Genomic DNA, 17789 nt, shown 5'->3' with positions numbered 1-17789 from the left:
GGTCTGTTATGTCGTCTCGCTCAGATCCACGATATGGAACCCGGCCGCCTTGTTCAGCCGGTTGGACACGGCCAGGCCGATGCCCCCGTCGTCCGGACACTGGGACCAGATCTCCGCCGCGTCGGTGCTGTCAAAGTACCGCAGGGCGTCAAAGACCCGGCGGGCCTGCTCCTCCTTGTCGCCGGCGGGGCCCATGGTCTCCACCAGGTGGCCGGGGAAGTCCCCGGCAAACTCGTCAAAGCAGATGACCCCGCTCTTGGGGCCCAGATGGTCCCGGATGTAGGCCGCGGTTCTGTCCGCCGGGCCCTTCACCACCGTCACCGGCGCCTTGGGGGCGTAGTGGCGGTACTTCATGCCGGGGGCCCGGGGATGCTCGTCCTTGCCCATGAGCCGGGTGACCGCCTGGTCCACGGCCACCTCTCCCAGGGCGTCCCGGAGCTGCTCCAGGGTCACGCCGCCGGGCCGCAGCAGCCGGGGAGGCGTCAGAGTCAGGTCGATGATGGTGGACTCCACCCCCACGGTGCAGGGGCCGCCGTCCACAATGCCGTCGATCTTCCCGTCCATGTCCTCCAGCATGTCCGCCGCGCTGGTGGGGCTGGGCCGGCCGGAGGTGTTCCCCGAGGGGGCCGCCACCGGCACCCCGGCCGCCGCGATGATGGCCCGGGTCACCGGGTGGTTGGGGCAGCGCATGCCCACCGTGTCCAGCCCGGCGGTCACCGCGTCGGGCACAATGGGCTTGCGCCGGAGGATCATGGTCAGGGGGCCCGGCCAGAACTTCTCCGCCAGGGCGTAGGCCGCGGCGGGGATGTCCTCACAGTACCGCTCCAGCCAGTCCGCCGAGGGGACGTGGAGGATCAGCGGGTTGTCCTGGGGACGGCCCTTGGCCGCAAAGATGTGGGCCACCGCCTCCGGGTCCAGTCCGCTGGCCCCCAGGCCGTAGACCGTCTCGGTGGGAATGCCCAGCAGGCCCCCCCGCTTCAGGATCTCCGCGGCCGCCTGGGTATCCTGGGCCGTCAGTCGTTGTGTTATCACGCTCGTTCGCCTCGAAAATCAGATTTCAGTTCCAGCCGTCCGTGCTCCGTTCGGTGCAGGCCTGGACCAGGCCCACAATGCCGGCGGTAATCAGCGCCATGCCGGAGAGAATGTTCAGAATCGCAGTCACCTTTTTCATACCAGGGGCTCCTTTCTTTCATTCCGTCGGTTGGATGGTTCAGCCGTAGATATTGGAGGCCACGCCGGCCAGCTCCAGGGCGGTGTCCCGGGGGAACCCGGCGCCGCACAGATAGCCCCGCACCGCCACGATGCAGTGCTTGGGGTTCACCTTCTCGTCCTCCAGCTCCAGCTCCAAATAGTGGCCCTGCTCGTCGTCTCCCGAGCCGGTGAGCCAGCCGTCCTCCTCCAGAAGGTTGGCCACGGCCAGCTTGAACTCCTCCTGCTCCATTCCCTTGGGCAGTCCGGAATAGTGAATCAGCATTTCCATTGTAAAAATCTCCTTTCGCGGGATGGCCCTTAGTCCGCCTCTCCGCTCTGTTTCAGCCGCTCCGCCTGGTCGGCGGTGATCAAACTGTCAATAATCTCATCCAGGTCGCCGTTCATCACGTCCTCCAGCTTGTAGAGGGTGAGGCCGATCCGGTGGTCGGTCAGGCGGCCCTGGGGGAAGTTGTAGGTCCGGATGCGCTCGTTGCGCATGCCAGTCCCCACCTGGCTGCGCCGCTCCTCGCTCCACTCGCTGCTCACACGCTGCTGTTCCGCCTCGTAGAGCCGGGAGCGGAGGATCTGCATGGCCTTGTCCCGGTTCTGGAACTGGCTGCGCTCCTGCTGGCACTCCACCACCATGCCGGTGGGCTTGTGGATCAGCCGGACGGCGGAGGAGGTCTTGTTGATGTGCTGCCCGCCGGCGCCCGACGAGCGGAACACCTGCATTTCAATATCAGCCGGGTTGATGTCCACGTCCACCTCCTCGGCCTCGGGCAGCACCGCCACCGTGACGGTGGAGGTGTGGATCCGTCCACCCGACTCGGTCTCGGGCACCCGCTGCACCCGGTGGACGCCGCTCTCAAACTTCAGGCGGCTGTAGGCCCCGGCCCCCTCTACTGTGAAGGAAATTTCCTTTATCCCTCCCAGCTCGGTCTCGTTCAGGCTGGCCACCTCCACCTTCCAGCGGCGGGTCTCGGCGTACATGGAGTACATCCGGTACAGGGACGCGGCGAACAGCGCCGCCTCCTCCCCGCCCACGCCGGCCCGGATCTCCACGATGACGTTCTTGTTGTCATTGGGGTCGGTGGGCAGCAGGAGGATCTTCATCTTCTGCTCCAGCTCCTCCGACTCCGCCTTGGCCTGGGCAAACTCCTCCTGGGCCAGCTCCTTCATGTCCGGGTCGGACATGAGGCCCCTGGCCTCCTCCATGTCCCGCTGGCGCTGCATATAGCGCCGGTAGGTGGTCACCAGAGGCTCCAGCTCGCTCTGCTCCTTATTCAGCTTTGCCACCAGCGCCGGGTCGGCGTAGGTCTCCGGGGCGTTGAGACGGGCCACCAGGTCCTCATAGTGGAGCTCCAGGCTCCTGAGCTTGTCCAGCATGTTAACCTCCGTGTCTTGTTCGGCTGTCCTCAGCCGAGGGTATGGGCTGCGCTTCCCTGAACGGCCTGCCCCTGGGGGACCTCACGGTCCAGAAGGAAGGACTTGACCAGGGCCAGGGGCTCCCGGAAGAACATGCTGATCCGGGACGGCACATGGCTGGAGGGCGCGGCCAGGGTGGACACATTGCCGTATCCGAACCGCTCCGCCAGCATCCGCGCCCGGGAGAGATGAAATCCGTTGGACACGATCAGCACCCCGTCCTCCGCCGGGTCCACGCCCAGATACTCCAGGTACGCCAGGGAGTACCCCAGGTTCTCGGCGGTATTGTGGGAGTTGTCCTCCAGATAGATGTATGCCTCGTCATAGCCGGCCCCGGTCAGGTAGTCCGCCATGCAGGCGGCCTCGCTCTCCGGCTCGTCCTGGCCCTGCCCGCCGCTGACAATCACCGGGATAGGGTTGTCCAACTCGTTCAGATAGTCCAGCGCCGTGTCCAGCCGGTCCTTCAGCAGCAGAGAGGGGCCGCTCTCCTCCACCTTGCAGCCCAGAATGATCATCACCCTGGGCGTGCCCTGGATATGGGTCCGCTCCCCGGCGTACACAATGCCCGCCAGAATGGCGAAGCAGATCAGGCCCAGCCCGATCAGCCCGATCAGGACCCGCAGGAGGGGATGGAGCTTCTTCCCGCCGTAGGGATGGTATGCGCTCTGCCGTCTCATCCCTGGGCCTCCTCCAGCTGGGCGGCCAGGGTCTCCCACTTGGTATATAGGGCGGCAATTTCGTCCTCCAGGGCCTTCTGCTCCTCGTACACCTTCTGGAGCTCCAGGTAGTTGGAGGCCACCTCCTCGGCCTTAAGGGACAGCTCGTACTGCTTCTCCTCCGCCTTGGCCACCGCCCGCTCCGCCGCCGCCACCTGCTTCTCCAGCTCCTTGGTGCCGCCGGGGCGCTTGGGCTTCTCCTTCTTGGGCTTCTCCTCCTGGACCACTGGCGCGGCCTTGGCCTGGGCCTGCTTCCGCTGCCGGGCGGCCTGGAACTCCTGATAGGTGCCCTCAAAGTCGGTGATGTGTCCGTCCTCCAGCATCCAGATGCGGGTGGCGAAGCGGTTGATGAAATACCGGTCGTGGGACACGAAGAGCAGGTTGCCTTCGTAGTCCTCCACCGCCTCCTCGATCCACTCCCGGTTGGCCACATCCAGGTGGTTGGTGGGCTCGTCCAGAATCAGCAGGTTGATCTTCTCGTCCATCAGCATGCACAGCCGCAGGCGGCTCTGCTCGCCGCCCGACAGGGCGGACACCGGCTTGAACACGTCCTCCCCCTGGAAGTTGAAGGCGGCCAGCCGGTTGCGGGCGGTCTGGGTGGAGCAGTCCAGGTCGTAGATCATGGTGTCCACCAGGCTGCGCTCAGGATGGGAGAAGTGGATGATCTGGGGCAGATAGCCGATCTTTACCGTGGGGCCCATACGGATCTTGCCCTCGCTGGGCTGCTCCTCCCCCATGATGATCTTGATCAGGGTGGATTTGCCGGTGCCGTTGTCCCCCAGCAGGGCGATGCGCTCGCCCCCCTCCACCAGCAGGTTCACATCGGAAAACAGGGTCCGGCCGTCAAACCGCTTGGCCAGGCCCTTGATGACCATCACCTCGTCGCCCCGGAAGTCCCGTTCGCCGAAGCGGATGTCCAGTTTCCGGTCCTTCTTGGGCTTGTCGGTGGTGCGCATGCGCTCGATCCGCTTCTCCATGGAGAAGGCCCGCTTGTGCAGCTTGTCGTTGCCCATGAAGGCCCACAGGTGGAGCTTGTCCGCGGCTTTCTCCAGCTGCTCGATCTTGGCCTGCTCCTTCTCGTACTGCCTCAGCTTCTCCTGGTAGCGGCGCTCCTTCTCCACCACGTAGAAGCTGTAATTGCCCTCGTAGAACTCGGCCTTGCCGTCCACGATCTCAATGACCCGGTGGACCACCTTGTCCAGGAACCACCGGTCGTGGGAGATGGCCAGCACCGTGCCCTTGAACTTGTCCAGGTACTCCTCCAGCCACTCGGTGGCCCGCAGGTCCAGGTGATTGGTGGGCTCGTCCAGCAGGAGGATATCGGTGTCCTCCAGGATCAGGCGGCCCAGGTTCACCCGGGTCTTCTCCCCGCCGGACAGGGCGGAGAAGAGCTGCTCCCGCATGGCCTGGGGAATTTCCAGGCCGTTGCACACCTTGTTGAGCTCAGTGGCGGTGTCGTACCCGCCCTTGGCCTCAAAGGCGGCCGACAGCTCCCCGTACCGCCGCAGCAGGGCCGGGTCGCTGCTCTCCCCCATTTTGGCGGTGAGGTCGGCCATCTCCTGCTCCATCCTGTGGAGCTTGGAGAAGGCCGTGTTCAGCACGTCCTCCACGGTGTACTCCGGCGGATAGACCGGGATCTGGGAGATGAGGCCCACCGTCTTGCCGGGGGCGGTCATCACCTGCCCGTCGTCGTAGTCCATCTCGCCGGTGATGATCTTGAACACCGTGGTCTTGCCCGCGCCGTTCTTGCCCAGCAGGCCGACCCGCTCTCCCTGGTCCACCTGGAAGGTGAGGCCGTCCAGTATCTTTTTGCCTACCTCAAACTCCTTGGTCAGGTTTGAGACGGATATATCTATCATTTCTTGTCTCCTGTCAGTCCTTTGTGCTACAATGATTCTATCACCGGCCGCCCCAGGGACGGCCGAAGCGCTTAGGAGGCTTCGCTATGGATGCAATTCGCTGGGAAGGAAATACACTTTACCTCCTCGATCAGACAAGGCTTCCCGTCCAGGAGGACTGGATCGCCTATACGGATTTCCGGGCCGTGGCCAAGGCCATCACCGACATGGTGGTGCGGGGCGCACCCGCTATCGGCGTGACAGCGGCCTACGCCTACTGTCTGGCCGCCATGGAGTTCCGGGACGCGCCCGACTTTGCCGCCGCCATGGAGGAGGCGGAGCGGGTGCTTGCCGCCAGCCGGCCTACCGCCGTCAACCTGTTCTGGGCTCTGCGCCGCATGGCCGACTGCCTGAAGGCCAACGGCGGCACGCCGGAGGCCATTGACGCCCTCATCCGGGAGGCCAAGGCCATCCACGAGGAGGACGTGGCCATGAACCACGCCCTGGGCGACTTCGGCGCGGCAGTGGTGCCCCACCACGCCCGCATCCTCACCCACTGCAACGCCGGCAGCCTGGCCACCGGCGGATACGGCACGGTGCTGGGCGTGGTTCGCTCTGCTTTCAGTCAGGGTAAAGTGGATATGGTTTACGCCGACGAGACCCGTCCCCTGCTCCAGGGCGCCCGGCTCACCGCCTATGAGCTGGTGAAGGACAACATCCCCTGCACCCTCATCACCGACAACATGGCCGGCTTCCTCATGGCCCAGGGCAAGGTGGACCTGGTGATCCTGGGCTGCGACCGGATGGCCGCCAACGGGGACTTTGCCAACAAGATCGGCACCTACTCGGTGGCGGTCAACGCCCGCTACCACGGCATCCCCTTCTACACTGCCCTACCCTCCTCCACCATTGACCTGTCCATTGAGGACGGCAGCGGCATTCCCATCGAGGAGCGCCCCGGCGTGGAGGTGACCCACCTGGCGGGGGTCCAGACCGCGCCCGAGCAGGTACAAACCTGGAACCCGGCCTTTGACGTGACCCCCCACCAGCTGCTCACCGGCATCATCACCGAAAAGGGGGTCGTCTACCCGCCCTTCAAGGAGAACCTGGCCAAGCTCTTCGGCTGACTCAGGGCTCCTGGGTGATGCTCTTCAGGTATTCCGTCAGATCTTCAAACGCCATGCCCCGGGAGGCCTTGACCAGAATGGTCGCGTGTGGTTTCACCACCTGCGCCAGGACGGGCAGGGCCTCCTGCTTTGTGGCGCAGTAGTGGACCTCCGGCACCTTGGCCTCAGCCGCGGCGTCGTAGATGTTCCTGGCCAGCTCGCCCACGGCCACCAGGCAGTCGATGCCCGCCTTGCCCAGATAGGTGCCCACGCCGGCGTGGAGGGCGGGGGCCAGGGTGCCCAGCTCGAACATATCCCCCAGCACGGCGATCTTCGGCGACCCGTGGGTCTTGGAGAGCACCTCCACCGCCGCCCGCATGGACTGGGGGTTGGCGTTGTAGGTGTCGTTGAGGATGGTGATATCCTCCCCCCGCTGGATGATGTTCATGCGCATCTTGGTGGGGGCGAAGTGGAGCACGCCCCGGCGGAACTCCTCCGCCGTGACGCCGAAGTGCTCCCCCACCGCCGCCGCCATCAGCGTGGGGTAGATCATGTGGCTGCCAAGGGCGGGAATCTCCACCTGGCAGCTGGTGTGAGGGGTTTTTACTTCACAGCGTACATTGGACGTGCCGTCGCTCACCAGGTTGTCGGCGGTATAGTCCAGCCCGGTCGCGCCGCCGCACCAGAGGATGGGCCCGGGCAGCTTGCCCTCCAGGGTACGCAGCAGCGGGTCGTCTCCGTTGAGCACCGCCAGACAGCCCGGCTTGGCGTGGCTGAAGATCTCACACTTGGCCTTGAGGATGTTCTCCCGGGAACCCAGGTGCTCGATGTGGGAGTCGCCGATGTTGGTGATGAGGCACACGTCGGGCTGGGCAATGGCGGACATGACCTCGATCTCGCCGGGGTGGTTCATGCCCATCTCCAGCACGGCGATCTGGTAGCTCTTGTCCAGCCGGAACAGGGTGCGGCAGGTGCCGATGTCCGTGTTCAGGTTGCCCTCGGTCTTGAGCACCTTGTAGTGCTCCCCCAGGACGGCGGCCACCATGTCCTTTGTGGTGGTCTTGCCCACGCTGCCCGTCACCGCCACCACCGGAATGTCGAACTTCTTCTTGTACCAGACCGCCAGGTCCCGCAGGGCCCGCTGGGTGTGGTCCACCCGGATGTAGCACTTGCCGGGCAGATAGCTCTCCCGGTCCCGCTGGGTGAAGCAGGCCGCCGCGCCCCCCTCCAGAGCGGAGGTGATGTAGGCGTGGCCGTCAAACTGCTCGCCGATGAGGGGGACAAAGAGGGAGCCCGGATGGATGGTGCGGCTGTCTGTCTCCACCCGGCTGATCTCCAGGTCCAGGTTGTCAAAATCGCCCAGAATCCGGCCCTTTGCCGCCGTGAGAATATCCCGTATGGTGATCGGTTCCATATGCTTCTCCTTGTGTCCAGTTGTTTTCCTGTCTTACCGGCCCTGCTTCCGCGCCGCAAGGGACGCGTCCACAATGCGCTGGCACAGCGTGTTGTAGTCAATGCCCACCGCCGCCGCCTCCTGGGGCACCAGGCTGGTGGGGGTCATGCCGGGCAGGGTGTTGATCTCCAGGAACCAGGGCTCCCCGTCGGCGTCCAGGATGAAGTCCGCCCGGGAGTACACCGACAGGCCCAGGGTCTCATAGACCCGCACGGCCGCGTCACGCAGCTTCTGCTCCGCCTCGGGGCTGATGTCCGCCGGGCAGACCTCCTCGGCCGCGCCGGGCTGGTACTTGTTCTCGTAGTCATAGAACCCCTGCTTGGGGATGATCTCGATGGCGGGCAGGGCCTTATCCTCCAGGATGGCCACCTGGAGCTCCCGGCCCCTTACGTACTGCTCCAGCACGGTCCGCCCCCCCAGGGACAGGCCGTCGGTCAGGGCGGCGCGGAGCTCCTCCGCCGTGTGGGCGATGGACACGCCGATGGAGGAGCCGCTGGCCACCGGCTTCACCACCAGGGGCAGCCGGGCGCTCTCCACCAGCTCGTCGATGTCGGCGGCGGTGTAGGACACGGTCTTCCAGCCGGGGGTGCTGACCACGTCGGCCACCATCCGCTTGGTCAGGTCCTTATCCATGGCGATGGCGCTGCCCAGGTAGCCGGAACCGGTGTAGGGGATGCCCATCAGGTCAAAGGCGGCCTGGACCCGGCCGTCCTCGCCGCAGGAGCCGTGGAGGGCCAGGAACACCAGGTCGGCCATGCCGCACAGCTCCAGCACACCGGGGCCGAACATGCTGTTCCCGCCCTCGGTGCGGCTGGCCTTCACCGCCGCCAGGTCGGGGGCCTGACGGCTCACCCGCTTGTGCTCCTCGGAGATGGGCGCGCCGAAGAGGCCGGACAGCGCCGCCCCCTTTTCCTTCACGCCGAAAAACATGTCCACCAGGGCCACTTCATGGCCCAGACTGGTGAGCGCCTCGGCCACCATGGTGCCTGTGGACAGGGATACATTCCGCTCCGGCGAGAGCCCGCCGGCCAAAACCACGATTTTCATTATAGGAAACTCCTCTCGGAACAGTCTTTCTTATGTTTACGCACTTGGAAAATATTATAGCACTTCCTCTTTCAATACTCAACCGTTTTCTCCCTGTCAGCGATGAACCGGGAAAATTTTCTGAAAAGGCAGCGGCCTTCCGGTTGATCGCCGGAAGGCCGCTGTCTGTATTATGAAGCTGTATGGGTGTCTTACTTGGTGCCGAAGATGCGGTCGCCGGCATCGGCCCCAGCCGGCTGACACCGGCCGTGGACCCCAAATCTTACATCCTCGGGGCAAATGAATTGCCCCTGCGGCAAGGTTTTGCCTACCGCAAAACGCTTGAACGCGCCAAAAGGCGCGGCGCCGGGCGACGCCGAGGGAAAACTTACTTCGTGCCGAAGATGCGGTCGCCGGCATCGCCCAGGCCGGGCACGATGTAGCCGTGGTCGTTGAGCTTCTCATCCACGGCGGCACAGTAGATATCCACGTCGGGATGGTCCTTATGCACCCGCTCGATGCCCTCGGGGGCGGCGATGATGTTCATCAGCTTGATGTGCTTGACGCCGTAGTTCTTGAGGAACTGGATGGCGGCGGAGGCGGAGCCGCCGGTAGCCAGCATGGGGTCCAGGATGATGACGTCCCGCTCGGAGATGTCGTTGGGCATCTTGCAGTAGTACTCCACAGGCTCCAGGGTCTGGGGGTCACGGTACAGGCCGATGTGGCCCACCTTGGCGGAGGGGATCAGGGTGAGGATGCCGTCCACCATGCCCAGGCCGGCCCGCAGCACGGGCACGATGGCCAGCTTCTTGCCGGACAGGGCCTTGAACTTGCCGGTGGCCACGGGGGTCTTGATCTCCACTTCCTCCAGAGGCAGGTCGCGGGTGGCCTCGTAGCACATCAGCGTGGCGATCTCAGACACCACCTCGCGGAAATCCTTCACGCCGGTGCGCGCGTCCCGCAGAATGCTCAGCTTGTGCTGCAGAAGAGGGTGGTCCAGCACATGTACCTTATCCATCTTTTCCATCGTCAACGTCCCCTTTGTATGTTTATTTCGTGGTCGCGGCGGTCTCCGCCCGCTTTTGCGTGCGTTCCCGTTCCAGCCGCTCCCGCTCCGCCTGGGAGAGGCGGTGATAGTCGGGCGCAAGGTTCTGGGCTGTGGTCAGCGTGCCCGCCCGCGCCTGCTCCAGGGCGGCCCGGGCCACGCCCCACGCCGTCTGAAGGCGCAGATGGGGCGGCGCCATGCGGAACTCCGGCCCACACCCGTTCAAATTATTATAGCATAACCCGGCTCCGTCTCCAACTATTATTTGCGGCTTTCCGCTGTTTTTTAGCTCCTCCCCCAGCTGGGCCAGGCTGATGGCCCGGTCCGGGGTCAGACGCACCGGCGCGCCGTCCACAGCGGCGAAGCGGGCGTTGTACACCTGGTTCCGGCGGGCGTCCATGACGGCGCAGATCTCCGCGCCCTCCATATGGGCCACCGTCCAGGCCATGGCCTCCAGGGTGGACACCCCGGCGCAGGGCTTGTCACCCGGCCAGGCCAGGCCCTTGGCCGCCGCCACGCCGATGCGCAGGCCGGTGAAGGACCCGGGCCCCGCCGCCACTGCGATCACATCCACGTCCTCCAGCTTCACGCCGCACCCGGCCAGCATGGCCTGGCACATGGGCATCAGGGTGACGCTGTGGGTCAGGCCGTTGTTCTGGAAAAACTGGGCCAGCAGCTTCTCGTCCTCGCACAGGGCCACAGAACAGGCCACCGCCGAGGTCTCCAGCGCCAGGATCTTCATGCCGCGTCCCCTCCTTCTATGGTAATCAGCCGCTGATTGTCGTGGGTGCCCCGGCGGATGTCCACCCGGATGCAGTCCCCCTCCAGGGCGTCGGAGACATTCTCGCTCCACTCCACGGCGCACACGCCGCCCCGGACCAGGTAATCTTCCCAGCCGATATCGAACAGCTCGTCGGAGCTGCCCAGGCGGTACATGTCAAAGTGAAAGAGGGGCAGACGGCCCCCCTCATACTCATTGACAATGGTAAAGGTGGGGCTGGTCACCCGCTCGGTAATGCCCAGGCCCCGGGCCATGCCCCGGACAAAGGCGGTCTTGCCCGCCCCCAGGTCCCCGCTGAAGGCCACCACTGCCCCCGGCGCCAGCTTGTCCGCCAGAGCCGCCCCCAGCGCCTCGGTCTCCGCCGGGGAGTTTGAAACGTATTCCATATCACACCTCGGATTCCTGCCAAAACGGCCCGCTGGGCCCTCCGGCAGTCTTGCTTCTGTGGGTCATTATAACATATGTGTGAACACTGCGCAAAACTTGTTTACGCTTTTTAAAAAAGATGGTAGAATAATGCGTGCTGAGCAGAACTGTACCCATGGAACGCCCCGGCTTTCCATGCAAAACAGGTCGGCTCTATCCCCATTCCCCCGAAAGGAGGCCCCCTCTTGTCCTGGATTACCGACTCCCTGCGGGAGTTCTTCCGAAAGGGAGATCTTCTGCTGCTCACTTTGTGCATCGCCGCCTCCGCCTACGGCCTGGTGCTGGTCTACAGCGCCACCCGCTACATCGGCGGTTATCGGAATATTATCGTCCAGTCCGTCGCCGTGGCGCTGGGCATCCTGGTCTACATCTTCATCTCCTCCGTGGACGTGGAGCTCATCACAGAGCGGTCATGGAAATTCCTGCTGGCCTTCAACTTTGTGTTCGTGCTCCTCACCCGCACACCCCTGGGCGTGAACGTAAACGGCAACCAGAGCTGGATCCACATCCCCGGCTTTCCGGTGAACCTTCAGCCCGCGGAGATCGTCAAGCTCTCCTTTGTGCTCCTGCTGGCCTGGCAGTGCGTCAAGCTCCGGGAGCGGGGCCTCTCCCGGCCCACGTCCATCCTGCAGATCGCCGGGCACACCCTGGTGATGGCGGGGCTCATCGCCGTCTCCTCCGGCGACTTCGGTATGGTGCTCACCTACCTGTTCATCTTTGTGGTGGTGGCCTGGGCGGGCGGCGTGAAAAAGCGGTGGTTCCTGCTGGCCATCGTGGTGTGCGTGGCGGCGGTGGTGCTCATCTGGCCCCACGTCAGCGACGACTACCGCTTCCAGCGCTTCACCGTGGTCATCGACCACCTGACCGGCAACCAGGAGACCCTCTACGAGCAGACCCAGGACATCGGCTGGCAGCAGACCCGCAGCATTATGGCCATCGGCAGCGGCGGCCTCACCGGCATGGGGTACCTCCAGGGCCCCCAGACCCAGAGCCTATACAAGACCTCCCTTCCCGCCCGGGAGACCGACGAGATCTTCGCCGTGTGCGGCGAGGAGTTCGGCCTGGTGGGCTGCGTCCTGCTGCTGCTGATCCTCTCCCTCATCATCCTGCGGTGCATCTGGGTGGCCAAGCGGGCCCGCAGCCTCCAGTCCGCCCTCATCGCCATGGGCTTCGCCGGCATGCTGCTGGCCCAGGTGGCGGTCAACGTGGGTATGTGCCTGTATATCTTCCCTGTGGTGGGCCTGACCCTCCCCTTCATCAGCTACGGCGGCTCCTCCGTCGTCACCATGTACGCCGCCATGGGCCTGGTCTCCAGCATCAAAATGCGCTCCCTGCCCAGCTGGCTGTCCGACCGGAGCAATCTGCAATCCTGAATTTTCTTCAACGCCCAAGAACGGGGGCCATCCCTCTTCCGGATGGCCCCCGTTCTCTGTTCTCAGTACCTGTAAAGTTTTATACCTGTTCAGCCTTTTCATGGGCCTTGGCCGCGTCCAGAATCCGGTTGGCCGCCGCCTCCTTGCTCATCAGGGGCAGCTCCTCCGCGCCGCCGGCGGTGATGAGGGTGATCACGTTGGTGTCCACCCCGAAGCCGGCCCCCGCCACCTTCAGGTTGTTGGCGCAGATCATGTCCACGTGCTTCTTCTCCAGCTTTGCCCGGCTGTTTTCCAGCAGGTCCTTTGTCTCCATGGAGAAGCCGCAGATGAACTGGCCCGGCCGCCGGTGGTCCCCCAGGTATTGCAGGATATCCCTGGTGCGGGTCAGGGGGATGCTCATGTCCCCCTCCTTCTTCTTCACCTTGTCGCCGCTGTACGCCGCCGGGGTGTAGTCCGCCACGGCGGCGGCCTTGAAGATCCAGTCGGCATTTGCGCTGCGCTCTGCCACCGCGTCGAACATGTCGGCCGCCGACACCACCGGCACCACCTCCACAAAGGGCGGCGGGTCAATGGCGGTGGGGCCGGAGATCAGCGTCACCTCCGCGCCCCGCAGCATGGCCATTCTGGCCAGGGCGTAGCCCATCTTGCCAGTGGAATGGTTTGTCAAATAGCGCACCGGGTCCAGGGCCTCCTGAGTGGGACCCGCCGTCACCAGCACCCGCTTGCCCTCCAGGTCGTGGGGCAGGGCCAGGCGGCGCAGGATGTGCTGGAGCAGCTGCTCCGGCTCGGGCAGCTTGCCCGCCCCCACGTCCCCGCAGGCCAGGCGGCCCGAGGCGGGCTGGATCACCTCCCAGCCGTACCGGCGCAGGATGTCCAGATTGTCCTGGGTCACCGGGTTTTCAAACATATTGGTGTTCATGGCAGGGGCGATGAGCTTGGGGCACTTGCAGGCCAGCACTGTGGTGGTCAGCATGTCGTCGGCCAGACCGTGGGCCAGCTTGGCGCATACGTTGGCCGTGGCGGGCGCCACCAGCACCAGGTCGGTGCGGTGGGCCAGGGACACGTGCTCCACCTGGTGGACAAAGTTCCGGTCAAAGGTGTCCACCATGGTCCGGTTCCCCGTCAGCTGCTCAAAGGTCAGGGGGGTGATGAACTCGGTGGCGTGGGCCGTCATGATGACCTCCACGCAGCAGTGCTGCTTCACCAGCGCGGAGGCCAGCGCCGCCGCCTTGTACGCGGCGATGCCGCCCGTTACGCCCAGAAGAACCGTCTTTCCCTGCAGCATGATATAACCCTCATTTTCCGTGAAATGCGGAGGCGTGCACAGCCTCCACCGGCATTATGACATAGAAACCGCCCCTTGTAAAGCGCCCTTTTCTCCCTTTGAGCGGGGCGCGTTTGCCCCTTCCGTCTTGCAAAGCCTCCCCGGCTCCGGTATAATAGTGGGTCGGAATGCGCGGCAAAGCTGCGCTTCGAAATTGCGTTGCATCCTCATGAGAGGAGCGACAGCAGGAGGTAATTGAATATGAAAAACCGCAGGAAAGACGCCAAATGGATGGCCGGCGTGGCCATGATGGCAGCCATTGTCGTGCTGCTGGCCAACACCCCCCTGGGCATGATCCCACTGGTCATCACCAAGGCCACCACCGTCCACATCCCCGTGATCCTGGGCGCCATCCTCTTCGGGCCCCTGGCGGGGGGCATCCTGGGCGGCGTGTTCGGCATCTGCTCCGTCATCATCAACACCTTTACCCCGGCCCTCACCTCCTTCGCCTTTTCCCCCTTCATGAGCACCACCGGCCTGCCCGGCGCGGTGAAGGCCCTGTGGGTGGCGGTGGGCTGCCGGGTCCTTATCGGCGTGGCGGCCGGCTGGCTGTGGAGGGCCCTGTCCCGCACCAACATGAACAGCTGGACCGCCCTGTCCATCGTGGGCTTTGCCGGCTCCATGGTCAACACGGTGACCGTCATGGGCAGCATCTTCCTGCTCTTTACCCAGCAGTACGCCCAGGCCAAGGCGGTGGCCCTGGAGGCCGTCTCCGGCCTGATCCTCACCACCGTGGTGGTCAACGGCATCCCCGAGGCCATTGTGGCCACTGTTCTGGTGGCGGTCATCGGAAAAAATCTGCTCCGGTTCGCCAAGCCCCGGCTCCAGGCGGCTTGAGCGCCACAACTGTTTTTTGGAGGTGAAGCCCCATGCTCTTGGCCATTGATATCGGAAACAGCAATATCGTCATCGGCGGCATTGAGCACGACCAGATCCGCTTCGAGGCCCGCATCGCCACCGACCACATCAAGACCTCCGACCAGTACGGCGTGGAGATCAAGAACCTGCTGGACTTCTTCAGCGTCCCCCTGTCCCAGGTGGAGGACTGCATCATCTCTTCGGTGGTTCCGCCGGTGTTCAACTCCGTGCGCACAGGGCTTGTCAAGCTGACCGGCCTTACACCTATGGTGGTGGGTCCCGGCATCAAGACCGGGCTGAACATCCGCATGGACGACCCCAGCTCGGTGGGCAGCGACCGCATCGTCATCGCCGTGGCCGCCCTCCAGCAGTACGCCCCGCCCCTCACCCTGGTGGACATGGGCACCGCCACCACCATTGAGGTGGTGGACTGCGGCAACACCTACCTGGGCGGCTGCATCATCCCCGGCGTCCGGGTGTCCGCCGAGGCCCTGTCCAACCACGCCGCCCAGCTGCCCGGCATCCAGCTGGACAAGCCCCGCCGGATCATCGGCAAGAACACGGTGGAGTGCATGCGCAGCGGCATCATGTACGGCGCCGCCGCCATGCTGGACGGCATGCTGGACCGCATCGAGGAGGAGCTGGGCAAGCCCACCACTGTAGTGGCCACCGGCGGCATCGCCCAGTTCATCGTCCCCCTGTGCAGGCGGGACATCAAGCTGGAGAAAAACCTGCTCCTCAAGGGGCTCAACATTCTCTACAAGAAAAACAAGAAGGGCTGAACCACAGCCCTCAGGCCTGTATGGGCGGCCTGCCGGGATGTACCGGCAGGCCGCTCATTTTTTCCATTTGTCTTAGCATAATCTCTCTCCATTGGTAAAGAATAAGGCTGAATCCAGTCCCCATCCATTTACCAAGGAGGTCTTTTCCGTGAAGCATCGTGCATTTCTGCGCCGCTCCCTTCCCCTGCTCTCCATGACAGCCCTGCTCCTCACCTTCGCCCTGCCCGCCTCTGCCCTGTTCGGTCTCGGTGAGGAGGCGGAGACCCCGTCGGTGGCCGCCTTCTCCAAGAACGGCCCCGTCGGCAGCGCCATCTCCTTCTCCGCCGACGATTTTGTGGTCCAGAGCGGCGGCGCCCTGGACGCCATCGTCATCTCCACCCTGCCTGACCAGGCCGCCGGCGTCCTGACCCTGGGCGGACAGCCCCTGAACGCCGGGGATGTGGTGACCATGAACGCGGTGTCCGGCCTGTCCTTCCAGCCCCTGACCGGCTCCGCCGTCACCTCCGCCGCCTTCTCCTTTACCCCCGTGTTCTCCTCCGGCGTCTCCGGCAGCCCGGTGGAGGTGAACCTCCACCTGCTCAGCGAGGCCAACAGCGCCCCCATTGCGGAAAACCTGGAGCTGTGCACCTATAGGAACGTGGCCATCACCGCCAGCTTTGCCGCCACCGACCCGGAGGGCGACCTGCTCACCTTCCAGCTGGTGGAGAAGCCCGCCCGGGGCGCCGTCACCATGCCGGAGGACGGCTCCAACGAGTTCGTCTACACCCCCTATGAGAACAAGACCGGCAAGGACTCCTTCACCTACGTGGCGGTGGACGCGGTGGGCAACACCTCCGCCCCGGCCACGGTGAAGGTGAAGATTGAGAAGGCCTCCACCAAGGTGACCTACGCGGACATGGACGGCATCCCCGCCTATAAAGCGGCCATCCGCCTGGCCGAGGAGGGCATCTTTGTGGGCGAGTGCATGGGCGGAGAGTACTTCTTCAACCCCGACACCCCCGTGTCCCGCAGCGAGTTCCTCACCATGACCATGAAGGCCGCCGGGCTGGACGCCCTGGAGGACGTGACCACCACCGGCTTTGCCGATGACGCCGCCATTCCCACCTGGGCCAAGGGCTACGCCGCCTCCGCCCTGAAGGCGGGGGTGGTCCAGGGCGCCGCCGATGAGGCGGGCCGCATCGTCTTCAACGCGGAGGACACCATCACCCGGGCAGAGGCCGCCGTCCTGCTGGACCGGGCCCTCCAGGTGTCCGACGTGGCCGAGACCGGGGCGCTGGTGGACGAGCTGGTGCCCGCCTGGGCGGTCCAGTCCGCCGCCAACCTGGAGACCTGCGGCGTGCTCACCGCCGACAGCGCAGGCGCCCTGGGGCTCAGCGAGCAGCTCACCCGGGCCGATGCGGCCGAGATGCTCCTGGGCGCCCTGGAGGTGCTGGACGCCAGGGACAGCGGCGGCTGGTTCAACTGGTAAACATCTTTGAAAACAGGACCGCGCCGGGCGATGTGCCCGGCGCGGTCCTGCTGTGTATGTGGTTTTTACTGTCCGGCGGGACGGATAAAGTTGGTGAATGTCCCCCGCTCCTGCTCCGGCATGGGCGCCTTCTTCAGCTGTTCGATCATCCACACCATGTTCCGGCCGATGTTGCGCATGGTCTGGAGGCCCTCCAGGTCCTGGCGCACCTCCTCCGGCGAGCGGCCGTGGACCATGTTCCAGTAGGTGCCCGACACCACGGGCATGGAGGTAATGCCGAAATATTTGTTCACTGCGTCCAGGGAGGCGGTGGTCCCCGCCCGCCGTGCGGACGCCACCGCCGCGCCCGGCTTGCCCGCAAAGGGCGAATTGCCCGAGCTGGCGTAGAACGCCCGGTCCAGGAAGCTGAGCAGGCGGCCGCTGGGGTGGGCGTAGTAGACCGGCGTGCCGAACACAAAGCCGTCCGCCTCCGCCGCCTTCTCCAGGAATTCATTCACCCCGCCGTCGGCAAAGACGCATTTGCCCTTCCCGCTGCACTGGTTGCAGCCGATGCAGTCCCGCATGGGCTGTCCGCCCAGCTGGAAGATCTCCCACTCCGCGCCCAGCTCCTGGGCCGCCGCGCCGATCTCGCTGAGGGCCGTATAGGTGCAGCCGCGCTGGTTGGCGCTTCCGTTTACCATCAGAATCTTCATGTGCTCGTCCTCCTTACAGCATTTCTGCCTCTACTTTATAACATCTCTGTCCCCTATTGCAAGTACGCACCCCTTGGATAGCTACTATCCCGCAGGTAAGTACCCCCTGACAGACAGCAGGACAGGGCCGCATCTGCGGCCCTGTCCCATTTTATGTACAGGCTATGCGCTTTTTCACTTGGACAGGTAGGCGTTGATCTGCTCGGCGCCCTTCTTGCCCGCGCCCATGGCCAGGATGACCGTGGCCGCGCCGGTCACCGCGTCGCCGCCGGCGAACACGCCCTC

17 protein-coding genes and 1 pseudogene are annotated in these 17789 nt (G+C 64.7%); 5 read left to right on the top strand and 13 right to left on the bottom strand.

The features are described from left to right. Positions 1–6 precede the first annotated feature (6 nt). The 5 genes from Q0K23_RS06810 to Q0K23_RS06790 form a co-directional block, all read right to left on the bottom strand. Entirely contained in the window at positions 7–1032 is a 1026-nt protein-coding gene (locus Q0K23_RS06810; protein ID WP_294519659.1) for an L-threonylcarbamoyladenylate synthase, read from the bottom strand. Between the two features lie 178 nt (positions 1033–1210). Further along, positions 1211–1480: a hypothetical protein gene (locus tag Q0K23_RS06805; RefSeq protein ID WP_294519656.1), complete on the bottom strand. Its 270-nt coding sequence runs from the start codon at positions 1478–1480 to the stop codon at positions 1211–1213. A 29-nt stretch (positions 1481–1509) separates the two neighbouring features. After that, positions 1510–2577 carry a peptide chain release factor 1 gene (gene prfA, locus Q0K23_RS06800; protein WP_294519653.1) on the bottom strand — a complete coding sequence of 356 codons (1068 nt, stop codon included), beginning with the start codon at positions 2575–2577 and terminating at the stop codon, positions 1510–1512. Positions 2578–2606: 29 nt separating this feature from the next. Next, entirely contained in the window at positions 2607–3293 is a 687-nt protein-coding gene (locus Q0K23_RS06795; protein ID WP_294519650.1) for a YdcF family protein, read from the bottom strand. Next, positions 3290–5191, bottom strand: coding sequence for an ABC-F family ATP-binding cassette domain-containing protein (locus Q0K23_RS06790; protein ID WP_294519648.1), 1902 nt, complete (start codon positions 5189–5191; stop codon positions 3290–3292). The genes Q0K23_RS06795 and Q0K23_RS06790 overlap by 4 nt, the downstream gene beginning before the upstream one ends. Positions 5192–5277: 86 nt before the next feature. On the opposite strand from Q0K23_RS06790, the gene mtnA reads away from it, so the two are divergent. Then, positions 5278–6297, top strand: coding sequence for an S-methyl-5-thioribose-1-phosphate isomerase (mtnA, locus tag Q0K23_RS06785; RefSeq protein WP_294519644.1), 1020 nt, complete (start codon positions 5278–5280; stop codon positions 6295–6297). A 1-nt stretch (position 6298) separates the two neighbouring features. Here the strand turns inward: mtnA and murF are convergent, their stop codons facing one another. The 5 genes from murF to tsaE all read right to left on the bottom strand — a co-directional run bounded on the left by murF (position 6299) and on the right by tsaE (position 10967). After that, positions 6299–7690 (bottom strand): UDP-N-acetylmuramoyl-tripeptide--D-alanyl-D-alanine ligase, encoded by a 1392-nt coding sequence (gene murF / locus Q0K23_RS06780; RefSeq protein ID WP_294519641.1) that lies wholly within the window; start codon positions 7688–7690, stop codon positions 6299–6301. Positions 7691–7723: 33 nt separating this feature from the next. Beyond that, positions 7724–8776: a D-alanine--D-alanine ligase gene (locus Q0K23_RS06775; protein WP_294519638.1), complete on the bottom strand. Its 1053-nt coding sequence runs from the start codon at positions 8774–8776 to the stop codon at positions 7724–7726. Between the two features lie 367 nt (positions 8777–9143). Next, positions 9144–9773, bottom strand: a complete 630-nt coding sequence (gene upp / locus Q0K23_RS06770) for a uracil phosphoribosyltransferase (protein ID WP_294519718.1) — start codon at positions 9771–9773, stop codon at positions 9144–9146. A gap of 31 nt (positions 9774–9804) precedes the next feature. Then, positions 9805–10542 carry a tRNA (adenosine(37)-N6)-threonylcarbamoyltransferase complex dimerization subunit type 1 TsaB gene (gene tsaB, locus Q0K23_RS06765; RefSeq protein ID WP_294519636.1) on the bottom strand — a complete coding sequence of 246 codons (738 nt, stop codon included), beginning with the start codon at positions 10540–10542 and terminating at the stop codon, positions 9805–9807. Further along, a complete protein-coding gene (gene tsaE / locus Q0K23_RS06760) occupies positions 10539–10967 on the bottom strand; it encodes a tRNA (adenosine(37)-N6)-threonylcarbamoyltransferase complex ATPase subunit type 1 TsaE (protein ID WP_294519634.1) in 429 nt (142 codons plus the stop codon). The genes tsaB and tsaE overlap by 4 nt, the downstream gene beginning before the upstream one ends. A 225-nt stretch (positions 10968–11192) precedes the next feature. On the opposite strand from tsaE, the gene Q0K23_RS06755 reads away from it, so the two are divergent. Next, the gene (locus Q0K23_RS06755) at positions 11193–12380 is read left to right on the top strand and encodes an FtsW/RodA/SpoVE family cell cycle protein (protein WP_294519630.1); all 1188 of its coding nucleotides are present in this window, start codon (positions 11193–11195) and stop codon (positions 12378–12380) included. Positions 12381–12459: 79 nt separating this feature from the next. On the opposite strand, the gene coaBC is transcribed toward Q0K23_RS06755, so the two are convergent. Continuing rightward, positions 12460–13665, bottom strand: coding sequence for a bifunctional phosphopantothenoylcysteine decarboxylase/phosphopantothenate--cysteine ligase CoaBC (gene coaBC, locus Q0K23_RS06750; RefSeq protein ID WP_294519628.1), 1206 nt, complete (start codon positions 13663–13665; stop codon positions 12460–12462). Between the two features lie 240 nt (positions 13666–13905). On the opposite strand from coaBC, the gene Q0K23_RS06745 reads away from it, so the two are divergent. From Q0K23_RS06745 to Q0K23_RS06735, 3 genes are all read left to right on the top strand, one after another. Further along, the gene (locus Q0K23_RS06745; protein WP_294519625.1) at positions 13906–14541 is read left to right on the top strand and encodes an ECF transporter S component; all 636 of its coding nucleotides are present in this window, start codon (positions 13906–13908) and stop codon (positions 14539–14541) included. A 32-nt stretch (positions 14542–14573) separates the two neighbouring features. Then, entirely contained in the window at positions 14574–15344 is a 771-nt protein-coding gene (locus Q0K23_RS06740; protein WP_294519622.1) for a type III pantothenate kinase, read from the top strand. Between the two features lie 148 nt (positions 15345–15492). Next, complete coding sequence (locus tag Q0K23_RS06735) at positions 15493–16812, top strand: Ig-like domain-containing protein (protein WP_294519619.1); 1320 nt, start codon at positions 15493–15495, stop codon at positions 16810–16812. 65 nt (positions 16813–16877) lie between these two features. Here the strand turns inward: Q0K23_RS06735 and Q0K23_RS06730 are convergent, their stop codons facing one another. Together Q0K23_RS06730 and Q0K23_RS06725 are read right to left on the bottom strand one after the other, a co-directional pair. Continuing rightward, on the bottom strand, positions 16878–17504 hold the full coding sequence (locus tag Q0K23_RS06730; RefSeq protein WP_294519616.1) for a flavodoxin family protein: 627 nt from the start codon (positions 17502–17504) through the stop codon (positions 16878–16880). Between the two features lie 174 nt (positions 17505–17678). Beyond that, a pseudogene (locus tag Q0K23_RS06725) lies at positions 17679–17789 on the bottom strand (glutamate synthase); the annotation flags it as partial.

The organism is uncultured Pseudoflavonifractor sp., assembly GCF_944387275.1.
Lineage (GTDB): Bacteria > Bacillota > Clostridia > Oscillospirales > Oscillospiraceae > Pseudoflavonifractor > Pseudoflavonifractor intestinihominis.
The sequence above is the reverse complement of the archived record's forward strand: the minus strand, read 5'-3'. Positions and strand labels throughout refer to the sequence as shown.

Excerpts from the sequence above, each read along its gene's own strand:
- Q0K23_RS06805 (WP_294519656.1), bottom strand. The coding sequence starts at position 1,480 with ATGGAAATGCTGATTCACTATTCCGGACTGCCCAAGGGAATGGAGCAG.
- prfA (WP_294519653.1), bottom strand. The coding sequence starts at position 2,577 with ATGCTGGACAAGCTCAGGAGCCTGGAGCTCCACTATGAGGACCTGGTG.
- Q0K23_RS06795 (WP_294519650.1), bottom strand. The coding sequence starts at position 3,293 with ATGAGACGGCAGAGCGCATACCATCCCTACGGCGGGAAGAAGCTCCAT.
- Q0K23_RS06790 (WP_294519648.1), bottom strand. The coding sequence starts at position 5,191 with ATGATAGATATATCCGTCTCAAACCTGACCAAGGAGTTTGAGGTAGGC.
- mtnA (WP_294519644.1), top strand. The coding sequence starts at position 5,278 with ATGGATGCAATTCGCTGGGAAGGAAATACACTTTACCTCCTCGATCAG.
- murF (WP_294519641.1), bottom strand. The coding sequence starts at position 7,690 with ATGGAACCGATCACCATACGGGATATTCTCACGGCGGCAAAGGGCCGG.
- Q0K23_RS06775 (WP_294519638.1), bottom strand. The coding sequence starts at position 8,776 with ATGAAAATCGTGGTTTTGGCCGGCGGGCTCTCGCCGGAGCGGAATGTA.
- upp (WP_294519718.1), bottom strand. The coding sequence starts at position 9,773 with ATGGATAAGGTACATGTGCTGGACCACCCTCTTCTGCAGCACAAGCTG.
- tsaB (WP_294519636.1), bottom strand. The coding sequence starts at position 10,542 with ATGAAGATCCTGGCGCTGGAGACCTCGGCGGTGGCCTGTTCTGTGGCC.
- tsaE (WP_294519634.1), bottom strand. The coding sequence starts at position 10,967 with ATGGAATACGTTTCAAACTCCCCGGCGGAGACCGAGGCGCTGGGGGCG.
- coaBC (WP_294519628.1), bottom strand. The coding sequence starts at position 13,665 with ATGCTGCAGGGAAAGACGGTTCTTCTGGGCGTAACGGGCGGCATCGCC.
- Q0K23_RS06745 (WP_294519625.1), top strand. The coding sequence starts at position 13,906 with ATGAAAAACCGCAGGAAAGACGCCAAATGGATGGCCGGCGTGGCCATG.
- Q0K23_RS06740 (WP_294519622.1), top strand. The coding sequence starts at position 14,574 with ATGCTCTTGGCCATTGATATCGGAAACAGCAATATCGTCATCGGCGGC.
- Q0K23_RS06730 (WP_294519616.1), bottom strand. The coding sequence starts at position 17,504 with ATGAAGATTCTGATGGTAAACGGAAGCGCCAACCAGCGCGGCTGCACC.